The 16,383-nt window shown below is 71.0% G+C and carries 12 protein-coding genes and 1 pseudogene; 6 read left to right on the forward strand and 7 right to left on the reverse strand.

The genetic code is table 11. The features are described 5' to 3' along the window. Window positions 1-363: 363 nt before the first annotated feature. On the forward strand, window positions 364-1,155 hold the full coding sequence (locus tag ABZ807_RS15410; protein ID WP_357157168.1) for an aminoglycoside phosphotransferase family protein: 792 nt from the start codon (window positions 364-366) through the stop codon (window positions 1,153-1,155). Window positions 1,156-1,216: 61 nt separating this feature from the next. Here the strand turns inward: ABZ807_RS15410 and ABZ807_RS15415 are convergent, their stop codons facing one another. Both ABZ807_RS15415 and ABZ807_RS15420 read right to left on the reverse strand, forming a co-directional pair. Continuing rightward, window positions 1,217-2,092 (reverse strand): alpha/beta hydrolase, encoded by an 876-nt coding sequence (locus ABZ807_RS15415; RefSeq protein ID WP_357157171.1) that lies wholly within the window; start codon window positions 2,090-2,092, stop codon window positions 1,217-1,219. A gap of 76 nt (window positions 2,093-2,168) precedes the next feature. Continuing rightward, the gene (locus ABZ807_RS15420; RefSeq protein ID WP_357157174.1) at window positions 2,169-2,912 is read right to left on the reverse strand and encodes an AraC family transcriptional regulator; all 744 of its coding nucleotides are present in this window, start codon (window positions 2,910-2,912) and stop codon (window positions 2,169-2,171) included. Window positions 2,913-3,078: 166 nt separating this feature from the next. Between ABZ807_RS15420 and ABZ807_RS15425 the strand changes: the two genes are divergently transcribed. Continuing rightward, window positions 3,079-3,657 carry a TIGR03086 family metal-binding protein gene (locus tag ABZ807_RS15425; protein WP_357157177.1) on the forward strand — a complete coding sequence of 193 codons (579 nt, stop codon included), beginning with the start codon at window positions 3,079-3,081 and terminating at the stop codon, window positions 3,655-3,657. 190 nt (window positions 3,658-3,847) lie between these two features. On the opposite strand, the gene ABZ807_RS15430 is transcribed toward ABZ807_RS15425, so the two are convergent. After that, window positions 3,848-6,217, reverse strand: coding sequence for an ABC transporter permease (locus tag ABZ807_RS15430; RefSeq protein ID WP_357157180.1), 2,370 nt, complete (start codon window positions 6,215-6,217; stop codon window positions 3,848-3,850). Beyond that, a complete protein-coding gene (locus ABZ807_RS15435) occupies window positions 6,214-6,906 on the reverse strand; it encodes an ABC transporter ATP-binding protein (RefSeq protein ID WP_357157183.1) in 693 nt (230 codons plus the stop codon). The genes ABZ807_RS15430 and ABZ807_RS15435 overlap by 4 nt, the downstream gene beginning before the upstream one ends. A gap of 136 nt (window positions 6,907-7,042) precedes the next feature. Here ABZ807_RS15435 and ABZ807_RS15440 point away from each other — a divergent pair, with 136 nt between their 5' ends. Both ABZ807_RS15440 and ABZ807_RS15445 read left to right on the forward strand, forming a co-directional pair. Further along, complete coding sequence (locus tag ABZ807_RS15440) at window positions 7,043-7,858, forward strand: histidine kinase (RefSeq protein ID WP_357157186.1); 816 nt, start codon at window positions 7,043-7,045, stop codon at window positions 7,856-7,858. 47 nt (window positions 7,859-7,905) lie between these two features. Continuing rightward, a complete protein-coding gene (locus tag ABZ807_RS15445; RefSeq protein WP_357157189.1) occupies window positions 7,906-8,577 on the forward strand; it encodes a response regulator transcription factor in 672 nt (223 codons plus the stop codon). 113 nt (window positions 8,578-8,690) lie between these two features. Here ABZ807_RS15445 and ABZ807_RS15450 read toward each other — a convergent pair. Then, a pseudogene (locus tag ABZ807_RS15450) lies at window positions 8,691-8,850 on the reverse strand (IS630 family transposase); the annotation flags it as partial. Between the two features lie 246 nt (window positions 8,851-9,096). Between ABZ807_RS15450 and ABZ807_RS15455 the strand changes: the two are divergent. Beyond that, window positions 9,097-10,047 carry an ion transporter gene (locus ABZ807_RS15455; RefSeq protein WP_357157192.1) on the forward strand — a complete coding sequence of 317 codons (951 nt, stop codon included), beginning with the start codon at window positions 9,097-9,099 and terminating at the stop codon, window positions 10,045-10,047. A gap of 51 nt (window positions 10,048-10,098) precedes the next feature. Here the strand turns inward: ABZ807_RS15455 and ABZ807_RS15460 are convergent, their stop codons facing one another. Then, window positions 10,099-12,546: a M14 family metallopeptidase gene (locus ABZ807_RS15460; RefSeq protein ID WP_357157195.1), complete on the reverse strand. Its 2,448-nt coding sequence runs from the start codon at window positions 12,544-12,546 to the stop codon at window positions 10,099-10,101. A gap of 412 nt (window positions 12,547-12,958) precedes the next feature. On the opposite strand from ABZ807_RS15460, the gene ABZ807_RS15465 reads away from it, so the two are divergent. Then, window positions 12,959-14,878 (forward strand): Xaa-Pro dipeptidyl-peptidase, encoded by a 1,920-nt coding sequence (locus tag ABZ807_RS15465; RefSeq protein WP_357157198.1) that lies wholly within the window; start codon window positions 12,959-12,961, stop codon window positions 14,876-14,878. A 61-nt stretch (window positions 14,879-14,939) separates the two neighbouring features. On the opposite strand, the gene ABZ807_RS15470 is transcribed toward ABZ807_RS15465, so the two are convergent. Beyond that, window positions 14,940-16,172 carry a helix-turn-helix domain-containing protein gene (locus ABZ807_RS15470; protein WP_357157201.1) on the reverse strand — a complete coding sequence of 411 codons (1,233 nt, stop codon included), beginning with the start codon at window positions 16,170-16,172 and terminating at the stop codon, window positions 14,940-14,942. Between the last annotated feature and the right edge of the window lie 211 nt (window positions 16,173-16,383).

A 16,383-nucleotide genomic window follows, 5' to 3' on the forward strand; every position in this document is an offset into this window, starting at 1 on the left:
ACCGTGCGCCACGCTCCGTGACGAGATGCGGTGAGGTCGAACCGTCGGTCGTGCCGAGTTGAGTGCGTCGCGGTCCGGAATCCTCGCCGGTCGCGGGCCCGACCTGCCTCGCGCACGATCCGATGGTTCCTCCGCGTGGCTCGATCGTCAGCACCCGCCAACCGCGGTCAGCGCCGGAGTCCTTCGGGTGCGTCGGTGCTGGACACCTAATCGGTTGGCACCACACCGCCCAACCGCACTACCGTGCCAGCCGTGCCCATCCATGATGACGAGATCCGAGCCACCGTCGGGCAGGTGCGCCGCCTGGTGGCGGCCCAGTGCCCGCAGTGGGCCGACCTTCCCGTGACACCCCTACCCGACGAGTTGGAGGGCACCGACCACGTACTCTTTCGGATCGGCAACGAACTCGTCGCCCGTATGCCCAAGATTGCCTGGGCGGTCGACCAGGCCGATTTTGATGCGCGGTGGCTGCCCTTGCTGGTGTCCCACCTGCCTGTGCGGATTCCAGTTCCGCTTCACGTGGGCGAGCCGGGCGCGGGGTACCCGTGGCGGTGGACCGTGGTGCCGTGGGTCGTGGGGAGCACGCCTCCCAGGCTTGGCTGCGCCGACGTACTCCTGGCCCGCGACGTGGCAGCCTTCGTTCGCGCCCTGCACGGGGTGGATCCGGCCGGAGGTCCGGTCAAGCCACCGGGTTCCCGCGGGTCGGCCCTGCTCCACGCCGATGAAGGCGTCCGCCGTGTGCTGCCCCGGCTCGCCGAGCATGACGACGGCTTCGATGTGACCGCGGCTGAGGCGGCCTGGGAGGCCTGCCTGGCTGCTCCTGACTGGGACCGGGACCCCGTATGGATCCACGGTGATCTGCAGCCGGGCAACCTGATCACCGACTGCGGCCGACTGGCCGCGGTCATCGACTTCGGCGCACTCGGTGTCGGCGATCCGGCGCCGGACGTGGCTCCGGCGCTATGGACCTTCACCGGCGCGGCCCGGGAGGCCTACCGGGAGGCAATCGGGTACGACGATGCTACCTGGCTCCGCGCCTGCGGCTGGGCCCTCGCACCGTCGTTGACCGGCATCGACTACTACCGGCATACCTTCCCGCGAATGGCCGAGCATGGCCGCCGAATGGTCCGCGCGGTGATCGCCGAACTGGCGTGAGTGCCACTGCCAGCCGAATGGCGACGCGCGCTCAGCGGACCCGCGCACGTGCCCGCGACGGTCAGCCGGCGTCCAAAACGTCGCGCAGCCTTGCCGCGAACTCCTCGGGCTTGCCCGCGTAACCGGACTGACCACCGAGGAAGCCGCCGTGGTGGCTCGGGAACACCGCGGCCTCCTGGCCGAGCAACGCCGCAGTGCCTACGGCCGTACGCGCGGTGTACGTTCCCGCTGACTCCTCGCCGACCGCGATCACGATCCGGGTCGGTGCCGCAGTGAGCACGCTCGCCTCGGGGCGGTAGTCGGTGATCGCCCACGAGTTCTTCGACAGCAGCGGATCGTCGCGGGTGCCGTCGTCGCCGGTCGGCATGCCGAACATCGCCGGGTCAGGCTGGGGCTGGGCGAAGTAGGCCTCAGTGAACTCGCCCTGCCAGGACGTCATCGCGATGAACGCGGCCATGCCCGCGCCGGTGCCCTTCGCCTGGTACGCCTCGTGGAAGGCGGCCCGGGCGCGCTCGGCGGCCGTGGCGTCGGGGAGCACGGCGTTGATCGGCGGCTCGTGCGCTACCAGCGTGACGACGTCGCCGGGGTGGGTAGCGACCAGTTCGAGTGCGGTCACCGCACCGCCGCTGGTGGCGAACACATCGACCGGACTGGCGCCGAGCGCCTCGATCAGCAGGTGCAGGTCGGCCGCCTGATGCTGCGGCGTGTGGTCGGACCGGCCGTCCTTGCGGATGCTGCGGCCCAGGCCGCGCGGGTCGTAGGTGACGACTGTGCGGTCTGTGAAGTGTGCGGCGAGCGCTTCGAAGCCCTCCGCCGTCATCGGCTGGCCGATCATGAGCAACGCAGGGCGCCCGCCGGACGGGGGTAGCGGGCCCCGGACGTCGTAGACCAGGTCGACGCCGGGCGCGGCGAGGGTGTGCGTCTGCGTTCTCGTCATGCCGGTGAGACTACGGCCGGCGGGAACGGATCGGGGGCAAGGCGCGCGGGTCGCAGCCGGCAAGCAAGCGTCCCGCTCACACCGAACGCCCCGGGGTTGACGTACGGCAGACGTAGGCGTAGCGAGCCGGGGACATGCCGATGACGCTGGTGAAGTCGCGGACCAGGTGCGATTGATCGCTGTAGCCGAGTTCGTGGGCGAGTAGATCCCACCGCACCTCGCGCTGCCGAGCCACCCGCTCGGCCGCGTTGACCAGCCGGTACCGGCGGATCGCCCACTTTGGGGTCACGCCAACGCATTCCGAGAACAGCCGCTGCAGGTGCCGGATGCTCCAATGGCACGACCGTGCCAGATCGGCCACCCTGACGATCGCCTCGTCGTCGCGGACGCGCTCGACCGCAGCGGTCGCGGCGAGCTGCTCGGCCGATGGTGCCGCCAGCCGATCCGCGAAGAACGCCGCAGCCTGGGCGAACCGCTCCTCGTCGGTAACGGCGCCCCGAACGGCGGCGGCGAACTGGTCACCGGCCGGGCCGAACACATCCCTGACCGCGACGCCACGGTCGGTGAGCGTGTTGACGGGCGCACCGAGCACGTCCCGGAATGCGCCTGGCCGGAACATGACGCCGAGTGCCCAGCCACTGCCACTGAGATCGCGGACCCAGGTACGCCGCAGTGGGCCCATGACGGTGGCGTCCCGCGCTTCGATCACCACGTGGACCGCCGGGAGCGTCAGAAGTCGCTGGTGGTGGGTAACCCCGTCCGGCAGATCCCACTCGACATGCCAGAACAGGTCGAGGTGGGCCGCGAGCGGGCCGGGCACCGCAGACCTGCTCCGCCGGAAGGCGCGCAGGCTCTCCTGCGGACGCAGGATGCCTCGCGAATCCTCGACGGCCGGCCGCGCCCGCTGTGGCTGGCGCGTTTGTTCAACGCCGCCGGCCGGCTCCCGCCTACCATCGCTGCTGGTACCGCTTCCCAGGAGGATGTTCATGCCCGCAGACGCAGCCAATCTGGCCACCGTGATCGACAAGACAACGACGCTCCTCGCCGGGATCCAGCCCGACCAGCGCACGCTGCCGACCCCGTGTCCAGACTATGACGTGGCGGCGCTCACCGATCACCTGGTCGGATGGCTGCGGATGTTCGCCGCCCGGGCCACCGGGGTGGAACACCACGACGACCCGAACTCATACCGATGCGGTGTCGACCCGGCTGCCGAGTTCGCCGCCGCAGGTGGGCAGGCGGTCGCGGCGTTCCGGTCCGGGGCTGTCGATCGGCCGCTGCGCATGACGTCGTCCGAACTGCCCGGCGCCATGGTGCTCGGGATGATGTTGATCGAGTACGTCGGGCACGGTTGGGACCTCGCGGTCGCGACAGGCCAACCGGTGCCGTACACCGAACTGGAAGCGCAGGCGGCGCTCGACGCGGCCTGCGGCATGCTCATGCCCGCCTACCGAGGCCCGGGCAAGACCTTCGGCTACGAGGTCGAGGTCAGCGCCGAAGCGTCCGCCGTGGACCGGCTGGTCGCGTTCATCGGCCGAGACCCCGATCCGCGCCCCGTTCCATAACGGTACCTACCGTCGCTACATCGACGGCACCGCCACAATTCCGGACCACCCCTTCGAGGCCGCTAGGGGCAGACAGGACCGACGCGGTGCTGCCATAGTCACCGGGTGATCCAACCCGACGACTGCGAGCATCTCGACCTGTCGGGTTGGGGCCGCCGGCATCGCGTTCGGAGGCCCCAACCGCGACGACTCACTCGTTGTGGAGCACCTCGGCGATCGTGAGCCGGGCCGCGCCGCGGGCCGGGAGCAGCGCGCCGAGGAGCGCGATCACGACGCCGGCGAGGGCCATGAGCGCGAGCGTCGGCGCCTGCCACACCTCCAGCACCGAATGCGGGATGGCGACCCGGGCCGCGTCGGCGGCGATCGGCACGATGTACCGGTGCGCGACGACCCCCAGGGGGATGCCGAGCACACCGCCGGCCCCGCCGACGACGGCCATCGACGTCAGCACCATCGTGACGACCTGGCGTGGCGTCATCCCGATCGACTTGAGCATGCCGAGGTCGCGGCGGCGCTCCCGGACGTTGAGCACGACCGTGTTGAAGACGCCGAGCGCCGCGACGGTGGACAGCAGCAGCGAGAGCACCGACGAGAAGCCGATCACGGTCACCGCAAAATCGCTGAGCTGGGACGTGTCCCACGCGTCGATCGCCGGGTCGGCCGCCGTGACCGCGGCGACGTACGCCGCGACATCGCCGCCACGCTTGAGCTGGACCTGGTAGTACACCTCATCTGGTTTGACGGCGCGGTCCGGCGCGAGTTCGGTGAGGACGCGCCAGTCCACGAACATGCCGGGCGGTCCGGGCGCGCCGTCCATCGTCTCGCCGATCACGGTCAGCGCCGTCCGCCGTCCGCCGAGCTCCAGGGTGAGCTTGTCCCCGACGTTCAGTCCGCGCTCACGCATGAGTTCCGACGGCACGACTGTCTCGTGCACCCGCGTCATCCAGCGTCCGGCGGTGAGCTCGTCCTGGTAGCCCATCGACGAGAAGTCGCCGCGGACGAAGTTGACGGTCAGCGGCTGGGTCTGCCCGACGGTAGGGACCAGCAGCTTGAAGATGGGGGTCACCCGGGCGACATCCGGCAGCCCGCGCAGCAGCTGCTCGACCTGGGCGTCGGTCCGGGTGGTGGTGGCCTGCGGCCCTGTGGGCGGCAGCTGACCTTCGGGGGCGATCCGCGTCCGGCCGTCGGACGGCTGGACCCCGATCTGCCCCGAGGCCCGGTCCTCGATCGTGGAGATCCGGGTCAGGGTGTCGGCCAGCCCGGTCGCGAACGTCACGGTGGTCACACCGAGCAGGACGGCCGCGACGGTGAAGGCGGTTCGACCCGGTCGCGCGAACGGCAGGCCCAGCCCGAGGGTGACCGGACGCGACAGCCTGACACCGGCAAGCCGGCGCTGAATTCGGGTCCCATGCCCGGTCCGTGGGGCGCTGCCGGCGCTGATCGCCTCGGCGGCCGACAGCCGGCGTGCCCGGACGGCGGGCACGAACGCCGCGAGGGCGACGAGCATCGGCACGCCGATGAACCCGGCGACCCAGATCCAGACGCCGACGCTGATGCCGACGTCGAGCCCGAGACCCGCGAACCCGTCGCTCAGCAGCGGCTGGGCGGCGAGGGTGCCTGAAACGGTGCCGAGGACGCAGCCGGCGAGGGCGGGAATCGACACCATGACGAGGTAGACGGCGACCACCTGACGCGGTGTGAACCCGAGTGCCTTGAGGATCCCGATGTGCCGGAAGCCGGAGACGACCGCGCCGCTGACCACGTTGCCCACGATGACGACCGCGACGATCAGTCCGAGCATGCCGAACGTGGCGAGGAGCGGCACGTACACGCCGATGTCCGAGGCGACCTTCTCCTTGACGGCGAGGTACGGCTGCGCGGCGATCAGCGCGCCCGCCGGCAGGCCGGCCGTGACGGCGGCCAGGTCGGCGTGGACCGCGGGCTTCGTAGACACGTCACCGGTGAACCGGTAGAGCATCTGAACCGACGTGGGGTGCAGCGCGGTCATCTGTTCCGGTGACACCCAGGCGTCGGCGGTCTGGCTGAGACTGTGGGCCCGGCCGACGACGGTGAACTGCTTGCCGCTGAGGGTCACCTCTCCGCTGCCAGGTGGGAACCCATTCGAGTCCGGGCCGGGTGGTGGCTGGTTGAGGACGATCTCGCCGGGGGCCGTGGGCCAGCGCCCCTGCCAGAGGTTGAGACGGTCCACCGAGCCGCCCGGATCGGCGCGCCCCACGACGGTCAGCGGACCCCGTGGGCCCGGCCCGCCGCCGTCGGTGAGGTCGAGCGTGACCTGCCCGAACGGTCCCGCCGCCGCCGCCACGCCGGTCCGCTGGCCGGCGAGCTGTGCGTCGGTGACCTTGGCCGGGTCGTACACGGCGATCGCGTGCGGGCCGTGCTGCTTGGCGAAGGCGTGGTCGAATGGCGCCGAGGTCGCCTCCAGCAGGGCCAGCGCCACGACGATCGTCGTGGTGGAGAGCAGGACGACCAGGCCGATGACGAACGTCTGCACCCGGCGTCGCCGGACCGCGGCCCGCGAGGCCCGCCACACGGCGCTCATGCGCGTTCCAGACTGCGTTCGCGGGTGATCCGGCCGTCGGCCAGCTCGACCACGCGGCTCGCGCACCGCGTCGCGAGCCGCTCGTCGTGGGTGACGATGAGCAAAGTCTGTCCGATCTGGTTGAGGTCCAGCAGCAGGTCCATCACCTGCTCGCCGGAGCGGCTGTCCAGGGCGCCGGTCGGCTCGTCGGCGAGCAGCAGTGCCGGACGGTTCATGAGGGCCCGGGCCACCGCGACGCGCTGGCGCTCGCCGCCACTGAGGGCCGCCGGATACGCGTTGCGCCGGTCGGCGATGCCGAGTTCGTCGAGCAGTTCCATGGCCCGCTTACGTGCCGGGCCTGCCTTGGTGCCGGTCAACTGGGCGGCGAGCGCCACGTTGTCCAGCGCCGGCAGGTCGTCGAGCAGGTTGAAGAACTGGAAGATCATGCCGATCCGGTGCCGCCGGAACAGGGCCAGCTTCGTTTCGTCCAGCTGGCCCAGCTCCTTGTCGTGGACGCGCACCGACCCGGATGTCGGCCGGTCCAGCCCGGCGATCATGTTCAGCATGGTGGACTTGCCGCAGCCCGACGGGCCCATCACCGCCACCGCCTCGCCGGTGCGGATCTCGAGCGACACGCCGTCCAAGGCGGTCGTGTCGCCGTACTCTTTGCGGACGTTGTCCAGCCGCACGACGTAGGTGTCAGTGGTCATGACAGCAAGCTACGGTCGCCGGTACCGCTCGGTCATCGGTCCTGGGATGTAACCCGCCGGAGCCGTCATCCCAGGGATGTACGCCGGCTGGACACGGGGGATGATGTGGCACCGATCCCGTGTCTGCGAAAGTGATGTGGTGGGATCGGGGGCGGTGTGGCTGGTCAGCGCGCTCGTCGCCGCGTGCGCGACCGCGGCGTGGCTCGGTGTCGCGCTCGTCCGGGCGCGACGCCGGCACCATCGGGCGCTGGAGGAGCGCGGTTGGCTCCTCGAGCGGGAGCATGAGAGCGCGGCCCGGACCGCCGTGGAAGCCGAACGTGCCCGAATCGCCCGGGAGCTGCACGACATCGTCAGCCACAACGTGAGCCTCATGATCGTGCAGGCCGCCGCCGCGCGCGAGGTGCTCGCGACCATGCCCGACGAGGCTGCGGTGGCGCTGTCGGCCGTGGAGGGCGCCGGACGGACCACGATGACCGAGTTGCGGCACCTGCTCGGCCTGCTGGCGCCCGCGGCGGACGGCACGGATGGGGCCGACCTGGCGCCGCAGCCCAGCCTGAGCAGGCTCAGTCCGTTGATCGACCGGATCGCGTTCGCCGGCCTGCCGGTGGAGGTACGGATCTCTGGTGAGCCGCGGCCGCTGTCGTCCGGGATCGATGTCACCGCGTACCGGATCGTGCAGGAGGCGCTGACGAACGCGCTGAAGCACGGCGCCGGCGGGAAGGCGGAGGTGACGATCCGCTACGCCGAGCACTCACTGCGGGTGGAGGTGCTCACCAGCGGTCCCAGCGTGCTGACGGGCGACCAGCCTGCGCCGCGCGGCGGAGACGGCGCCGGGCGGGGATTGCTGGGGCTGCGGCAGCGAATCGCCGTCTACGGTGGCGATCTCGACGCCCGCCGGCGGCTCGGCGGCGGGTACCGGGTCCGCGCCCGCATCCCGGTGGAGCACCCGTGACGGCTCAGCCCAGCCCTTTCAGCCCGCCCGAATCCGCGCCTCCGTCATTGCCTCGTGTGCTGATCGTCGACGACCAGGAGCTGATCCGCACCGGCTTCCGGCTGATCCTCACCGCCCGAGGCATCGACGTGGTCGGCGAGGCCGCCGACGGGGCCGAGGCGGTGGCGGCCGAGCGGCGGCTGCGTCCCGACGTCGTGCTCATGGACATCCGCATGCCGGCGATGGACGGGCTTGAGGCGACCCGGCGCATTCTGGAGCACAGCCCCCGCTGCCGGGTGCTCATGCTGACCACGTTTGACCTCGACCGGTACGTCTACGCCGCCTTGGCGCTCGGCGCGAGCGGCTTCCTCCTCAAGGACGTCACCGCAGACCACCTCGCCGCGGCGGTACGCCTCGTCGACACCGGCGACGCGCTCCTCGCGCCCTCGATCACCCGGCGCCTCGTCCAGCGCTTCGCCACCGAAGACCAGCCTGCCGGCGACGGATCGCCGCTCGCCGTCCACCGAGATCTCGCCGCGCTGACTCCGCGCGAACTGGAGGTGCTGACGCTCCTCGGCCGCGGCCTCTCCAACACCGAGCTGGCCCAGTCGCTGACCCTGAGCGAGGCGACGGTGAAGACCCACGTGGCGCGGATCTTCGCCAAGCTCGCCCTCCGCGACCGTGCGCAGGCGGTCGTCCTGGCGTACGAGACGGGCCTCGTCACGCCCGGCGACGCCTGATCGCACCCGATGGATGTGCGGGCGCGAGCAGTCCTACCTCGACACCCGGCTGGGACACCCGGTGGGTGATCGAGCGCACCATCGCCTGGTACCACGGCATGGGCGGTCGCAACGCACAGCTCGACCTTGTTCCGCGCCGCCCACTGCCGGATCTTGACGCCCTTATGGGCGGAGAGGTTGTCCAGGATGATGTAGATCGGGGCGCCGTCCGGGCGGCCCGGATCGACTTGAGTGTGGCGAGGGTGTTCGCCGTCGGGTGACGCCCCACACCTGTGCCAGGCGGCCCAGGCCCGAACAACTCGATCCGGTCAGCTGGAGCGGCATCCCGCCAGGGTGACAGGTCAGCGGTGTTGCCTCGAACAGCTTTCGGCCGGGTACGAGGGTGACCGGGCGCCGAGGACGTCCCGGCCGGACCGCGAGCGGTGGTTAGGCTAATTACATGCTCGCCGGATCCTTGCCCCGTCGTGACCGATCGGCCGGCGTCCTCGCAGGCGGGCTCGCGGGGGAGGGGCCTGGCGCGTGGTGAGCGGGCCGGTGGTGCCTCGCCAGCGGGCTGCCCCGGCCGACGGCCCGGAGTCGCGCGGCGTGGCCGGCTGGTGCGCCCGGGTCGCCGAGTCACGCCCCTTCGAGATCCTCATCATCGTCGTGATCGGGGCCAACGCCCTGATGCTCGGCATCGAGACGTACCCCCACCTGGGTGCGGCCGGGCCGGTGCTGCGCTGGCTGGAGTGGAGCTTCCGGGCGGCGTTCGTGGTGGAGATCGCTGTCCGGGTGCTCGCGTACGGCCGTCGGCCGCAGGACTTCTTCCGGCACGGCTGGAACGTCTTCGACCTGGCGGTGACCGTGGCGATCTTCCTGCCCGGCCTGCACGGCGATTCGGCCCTGCTGCGCGTGGTGCGGGTCGCCCGGGTGCTGCGGCTGGTGCGGTTCTCCCCGGGGTTGCGCACGATCGTGACCGCGCTGCTGCGCAGCCTGCCAGGCGTCGGTGGTTTCCTCGCGTTGGCGGCGGTGACCCTGTACGTCTACGGCATGGCGGGCTGGTTGATCTTCGGCAAGATCTACCCGGAGCAGTACGGTGACATCGGCCGGTCGCTGCTGACGCTGTTCGTGCTGCTGTCGCTGGAGACGCTCCCGGATCTGATCGAGCAGGGCATGGCGGTGTCGCCGTGGACCCTCGTCTACTACGTCAGCTATGTGCTGATCACGGTGAACCTGCTGCTCAACATCCTGATCGCGGTCATCGTGAACTCGATGGAGGAGGCGCGGCGGCTGGAGATGACCGAGCGGCTCGCGCCGGACTACGACGAGGACGGTGACGGCGTACCCGACGAGGTGGACCGCATCGCGATCAGTCAGCGGTTGGACGACCTGCGGGCCGTGCTGGCCGAGTTGGAGCGGGAGTTGCGGATCGACCGGGACGAGGGGCCCGCCCGCGGGCAGCACCGGCGCCGGGTCTCCGAGCCGGGCTGACCTGGCGTGGCCGCGGTGCCCGTGGGCACCGCGGCCACGCCGCGTGGTGGGTCAGCTGGTGGGCAGGACGGCGCTGCCCTTGAGGAAGTTCTTGGCCGTGCCGTTGGGGGTGTAGTTGTTCTCGACGTTGCCGGCGGCGTCGACGGAGAACCAGTGGACGGTGGTGCCGACCGGTACGGTCAGCGTCTCTCCGCCCTCCCGGATGCCGGCGGAGGCGTAGAGGGTGGACGAGTAGGTGGGTGCGGTGCCGCCGAGGGTGTAGAAGACGGCGGCGGGCTCGTTGACCTCAAAGGTCACGTTCACCATGCCGGGGGTGGAGCTGGGCTTCACCGCGAGGCTGCTCTTCGGCCGCTGGTGGTCGTTGGCGAAGTCGTGGGCCACCCGCATGAGCTCGACCAGGCCGTTGGAGAACTCCATCGTCTCGGCGTGCGCCTCGTCCCAGGTGGGCTGGAAGGAGGTGCCGACCTCGAAGTTCCAGGCGTAGATGCCGTACTTGTACCAGAGCATGTCACCGGAGTTGCCGGCCGCCGAGTAGAGCACGTCGGAGATCGGTCCGGTGCGGGCCGGGGTGACGGCCATGTTGCGGTGCCGCTTGATCGCGGTGAGGATCCGCGACGAGGCGCCCCAGAAGAACGACTCCTCGGCCAGCGTCGGCCGCGGCGCGGAGACCCGGCCGGCGTCGGCGTACGCCCCGGGCGACCACATGAAGTAGTTGCCGGAGGAGTGCAGGTTCATCGAGAACTTGATGTTCGGCCGGGAGGCCAGCCAGTCGAGGTTCTTGTTCTCCGGCTCGGACAGTTCGCTCGGCCCGGCGTAGGTGCCGCTGGTGCAGTTGTCCGAGGCGCCAGAGTACCCGTCGAAGAGGCTGTACTCGGTGTAGTTGCGGTTGTTGTCCACGCCCCACGAGTTGCGCGACAGCGCATCGGCCGACCCGGTCAGCGGGCAGTGGTTGGTCATGTTCTTGCGCTGCGAGTTGAAGTCGTAGAAGGAGTAGTGGCCGCCGTCCGGGTTGATCGACGGGGCGATCCAGATGTCGAGGTTGTTGAGCAGCTGCTTGGTGCGGCCATCGTGGGCGTAGTTGCGCAGCAGCCGCTCGGCGGTCTCGACGGTGACCAGTGGCGGCACCCACTCGCGGGCGTGCTCCTGGGCGTAGGCGAGGACGCCGGGCTTCGACCCGTCGCGCGTCTTGCCGATCCGGATGGCGTACACCGGGTGGGGGTCGCGGGAGACGCTGGCCGGCGCCTTCAGGCCGTCGGTGAGGGCGGTGCGTGCGGCCGGCGCGACCACGCCGGTGCCGGTGCTGCCGCGGTAGGTGTAGGCCTGGACCAGCGATCCGGCTGCGGCGTTGAGTGCGGCGACGACCTGGGTGGCGGTGCTGGTGGCCGTGCCGGCCGCGTTGGTGGCCAGGTCGACGCGGATCTCCGTCCCGGTCACGGTGACCGCCAGCGGCCGGTTGGCCGCGCCCGGGTCGGCCAGCGTGACGGCGATGTCGTTGCCGCCCTCATGCCCCCAGGCCCGTGAGTCGATCGCGACGCGGCTGGCGTTGGCGGTGCCGAGGACGGTCTGCGCCTTGCGCCGGTAGCCGTTGGTCTTGTATGGCAGCTCGACGATCTCGGCGAGGCTCGGGTACGCGGCGGCGAGCTGCCGGATCCGGGCGTACAGGTCGGTGGGGGTGAGGTAGCTGGCGACGAAGTCCTTCTGGTAGCCGGCACCCTCGGGGTCGTCGGCGGGGATCGGCAGCCATTCCTTGACGGTGACGGTGGCGACGTCGCCGGTGGGGCTGGTGATCTGGATCCGGTCGGGCCGGGTGGTCACCGTCGAGGCGCCCCGGTGGTAGAGGTAGACGCCGGCGTCGACGAAGCGGCTGATGGTCTGGGTGCCGCCGGAGCCGATCGCGGTGCCGGGGCCGCTGTCGCGCGCGACGGTGAGCGCGCTGGTCGAGGTCTGCCCCTGCGCCCACTTGGCCTCGACGGAGAGGATCTGGCTGGTGCCGGAGGTGTAGTAGTCGGCCCGGATGATCTTCACGTCGCTGGCGTCGGAGTCGGCGGCCAGGGTGGCGGTGAAGGCGCGGTTCTCGGCGACGTGTTGGGTGATCGTCGCCTCGCGTTCGGCGACCCGGTTGGCGGAGTCCTCCGGGCTGAACAGGACCTCGCCCAGCCGGTACCCCATGGCCTCGAGGCTGGCGGCCTCGTTCGGGGTGACCACGGCGTGCGCGACGATCCCGTTCTCCCTACGGGAGACCTCGTGGTCCAGGTCGACGCCGGTGGCGACGAGCCGGTCCAGCTCGGCGGTGTCGGCGAGCAGTACCTCCACCACGCTGGTCTCCTCGCCGGCGAGCCGGCCGAGGTCGGCGGCCTGGCCGGCAGACCCGGCGGGCGCGGCGGCCTGCGGGGTGACCGCGGAGGCGGGACTGACCAGCAGGACGGTGGAGACGGCGGCGGCGACGGCGGCGGGTACTCGCCGTCGCCAGCGCCGGTTGGGCAGATGGGGCATTGGCATGGTGGCCCTTTCTCGGCGGTGCGGGAATTGCCAGAAGGTGCGGGCGGCGCGGACAGGGGAGGGCGCCGGAACGATCGGGCGTGGCGGTGTTCCCGGTAGACGGTGACGGAGACGTGATGGGTGGCCGCAAATGCGTCCGAAATGGATTCCGGTGCGGCCCGAGCTACCGGTTGGCCCATCCTGAACTGGGCTCATCTGGTCTGTCAATGATCGGCCGGGGTGCGGAAATGGGTGACTGAGCGGTTGCGACAGGCGTAGGAGCGGGCCGCGTGCATCTCCCACAGGTGTCCGATGACCGGCCCCGGTCCGGTTCGTAGGTTTCGTTCCAACTGCCGCACCGGCGGCGCACGTTCTTCCCGGTCCACGCCGGGGCGTGGCGTTCCATGGCCGGTGCGGGGAGGAGGAGCCGCAGATGCACGGATCGAGGATGGGCTGGCGGGCGGCGGTGGTGGCCGCGGTGACCCTGGTTGCCAGCGTGCCGGCGACCGGCGCGCTGGCGCAGCCCACGAGCAGCGGGTCACCGACCTCGGTGGTCGTGGCGGGCGGGGTGACGCAGCCGGTGTTCGGCTACGCCGACGCCGTCCGACAGCGGGTCTTCGTGACCTCCGACGTCGACACCGACGGCGACGGGGAGCTCGACAAGGTCGCCATGGACATCATCCGTCCGGCGGCCAGCGACCAGGGGTTGCGGGTGCCGGTGCTGATGGACGCCAGCCCGTACTATTCGACGGTTTGTCGGGGCAATGAGAGCGAGTGCAAGGCGGACCTCGACGGCGACGGCCTGAACGACAAATGGCCGCTGTTCTATGACAACTATTTCGTTCCCCGCGGGTACGCGGTGATTCTGCTCGACATGATCGGCACGAACAATTCGACCGGTTGTCCGGTGACCGGTGGTCGGGCGGACAACATCAGCGCCCCGACCGCGATCGACTGGCTCAACGGCCGCCGGAAGGGCTTCGACGCCGCCGGAGGTGAGGTGGCCGCCGACTGGCACAACGGCCACACCGGCATGATCGGCAAGTCGTACGACGGCACGCTGGCCAACGCGGCGGCGGCGAGCGGAGTGGACGGGCTGAGCACGATCGTGCCGATCTCGGCGATCTCCAGCTGGTACGACTACTCCCGCAGCAACGGCCTGGTCACCCGGGCGAACAACTACTCGGGCAGCCTGGCGAACACGGTCACCAACCCGGCGCGGCGGGCGTACTGCGCGCCGGTGCGGGCCCAGCTCGGGCAGGACGGTGACGACGCCACCGGCGACTACAACGACTTCTGGGCCGAGCGGGACTACCTGCCGGACGCCGGCAAGGTCAAGGCGAGCGTCTTCGTGGTGCACGGCATCAACGACGACAACGTCCGGGCCGACCACTTCAGCAAGTGGTGGGCGGCGCTGGCCGAGCGGAACGTGCCGCGGAAGCTGTGGCTGACCGGCACCGGGCACATCGATCCGTTCGACTTCCGCCGGACGGAGTGGGTCGACACGCTGCACCGCTGGCTGGACCACTGGCTGCAGGGCGTCGACAACGGGATCATGAACGAGCCGATGGCCGACCTCGAGCGGCTGCCGGACGTGTGGGAGACCGCGCGGACGTGGCCGCTGCCCGGCACCCAGCCGACCCAGGTGTGGCTGCAGCCGGCGACCGACGGCGGCCCGGGCGCGCTGTCGGTGAAGCCCGGTCCCGGCAACAGGTCGGCGACGTTCCAGGACACCCCGACGATGACCCAGGCCAACGCGATCCGGCACCCGTCGGACCCGCTGGCGAACACGGCGAACCGGCTGGTGTTCCTGTCGAAGCCGCTGCAGGCGCCGCTGCACATCTCCGGCACGCCGATCGTGAAGATCAACGCCACGGTGAACGGTGCGGACACCAGCTTCGCCGGCCTGCTGGTCGACTACGGCACCCGCGAGCGGTTCAGCACCGCCGGTGACGGCGTCCGGACCCTGACCACCGAGGACTGCTGGGGCGCGGAGACCAACTGGGGCGGGCACGCCGAGGATGCCTGCTACCGGCAGGTCGCGAAGAACGTCGCCAGCAACCCGCAGGAGCTGGTGACCAAGGGCATCGTCGACGGGCTCAACCTCGACTCGCTGCGCGTGTCGACGCCGCTGGTGCCCGGCGCGAAGAACGAGGTCGACGTGGCGCTGCTGCCCGAGGACTACGTGTTCGACGCCGGCCACCAGATCGGGGTGGTGCTGCTCGGCTCGTACTCCGGCTACAGCAGCCGGGCGAAGCAGAGCCGGGCTGACATCACGGTTCACTTCGACCGCAGCCGGATCCAGCTGCCGGTCGTCGGCGGCCGTACCGCGGCCGTGGCGGCGGGCCTGTAAGGCAGGGCACGGGGTGGGGCGCCCGGAACCGGGCGCCCCACCCGCGTCTCCGGGCGGCCGGTCAGCGTTCCGGCCGGTAGTGGCCGGTCAGCCGACCCAGCTTCAACGCCAGGTGCAGGCAGAGCCGCTCGTTGCCGTCCTTCAGGTCGGTATCGGCGAGTTGCTCCACCCGTTGCAGCCGGTAGTAGAGGGTGGTGCGGTGCAATCGGAGCTGGCTGGCGGTGGCGTGGGCGTTGCCGGCCAGGTCAAGGTAGGTTTCCAGGGTTTCCAGCAGCACCTGGTTGGTCTCGTCGCGCAGCAGCCGCTCCAGGCCGGGGTGCACCCCGGCCACGCCCAACTGCTGGGCGTCCATCCGGGACAGCACCCGGTAGATGCCCAGGTCGGCCCAGGCAACCACCGAACCGAGGGCGGGCAGTTGGGCGCCGACCCGGGCGGCCTGGAGGGCCTCCTCGTAGGAGGCGACGGTGTCGTACAGCCGGGGCCGGGGTGCGCCGACGCCGACCACGGTCCGGGCCACCGACGCCAGGCCCTGGCTGGCACTGCTCAACGTCTGGCCGAGGCGGCGGGCGGCAGCGTCGGCGGAGACCCGACCACTGCCGCGCCCGCAGCACAGCAGCAGCACGCCGTGGTTGTGGCGGACCAGGTGCAGCGCCTCGCGCGGCCCCACCCAGCGGCGGGTGGCGACGAGGGTGTGCTCCAGCGCGATCCGGGCCGGTTCGTCGACCGGCTGCCCGCCGGTGCCGACCAGCTTGGCGACCAGGGCGGTGACCTCGCCGTCGCCGGCGATGACCCCGTCGCTGAGCAGCGACCGGACGGCCTCGCAGCGGGTCTCCGGGGCGTCCGCCAGGAGGGTACGGGCCGCCTCCGCCTCCCGCTGCGACGTCAGCTCGCCGAGCAGGTTCTCCCGGTAGAGGGCCAGGGACAGATCGGGCATGGCCTCGGTGACGGTCGCGATGTCGGCGTCGGTCATCCCGCCGCTCGCGTCGATGAACCAGACGAAGCCCAGCAGCAGGTCCTGGTGCCGGATCGGCACGCAGACCCGGGGGAGCAGGTCCAGCTCGGGGCAGGCCGCGGTGCGCACCGGGGCCCGGGCCTCCATGATGCCGGCGTCGCGGAACCAGGCGATGACCTCGGGCGTGGTGTGCCGGCGCAGGATCGACGTACGGCGCACGTCGTCGAGGAGCCCGGTGTGTTCGCTGTAGACGACGACGCGCTGCCGCCGATCCTCGATCAGCGCCGGCCGGTTGACCCGGGCCGCCACCGTGTCGACGATGCGCTGCAACTCTGTGTGCACGTGAATTCTCCCGGTCATCCCGATGCCCCCCGCAGCATCGTTGGAGATCGGGTCCGGCTCGCGGGTTCGGCAGGACCGTTCGCTTACCTTCTGATGATGTTGGCCGGTGCGCAACCGGCCGGCCGGGTGGAGATCTCCTCCTGCACGTGTCGGAAAGCGCCGGTGGACGTGCCGACATCTGCACGGTGACCGGCGTCGGGGCCGCTCCTAG

This window comes from Micromonospora sp. NPDC047548 (assembly GCF_040642975.1).
Lineage (GTDB): Bacteria > Actinomycetota > Actinomycetes > Mycobacteriales > Micromonosporaceae > Micromonospora.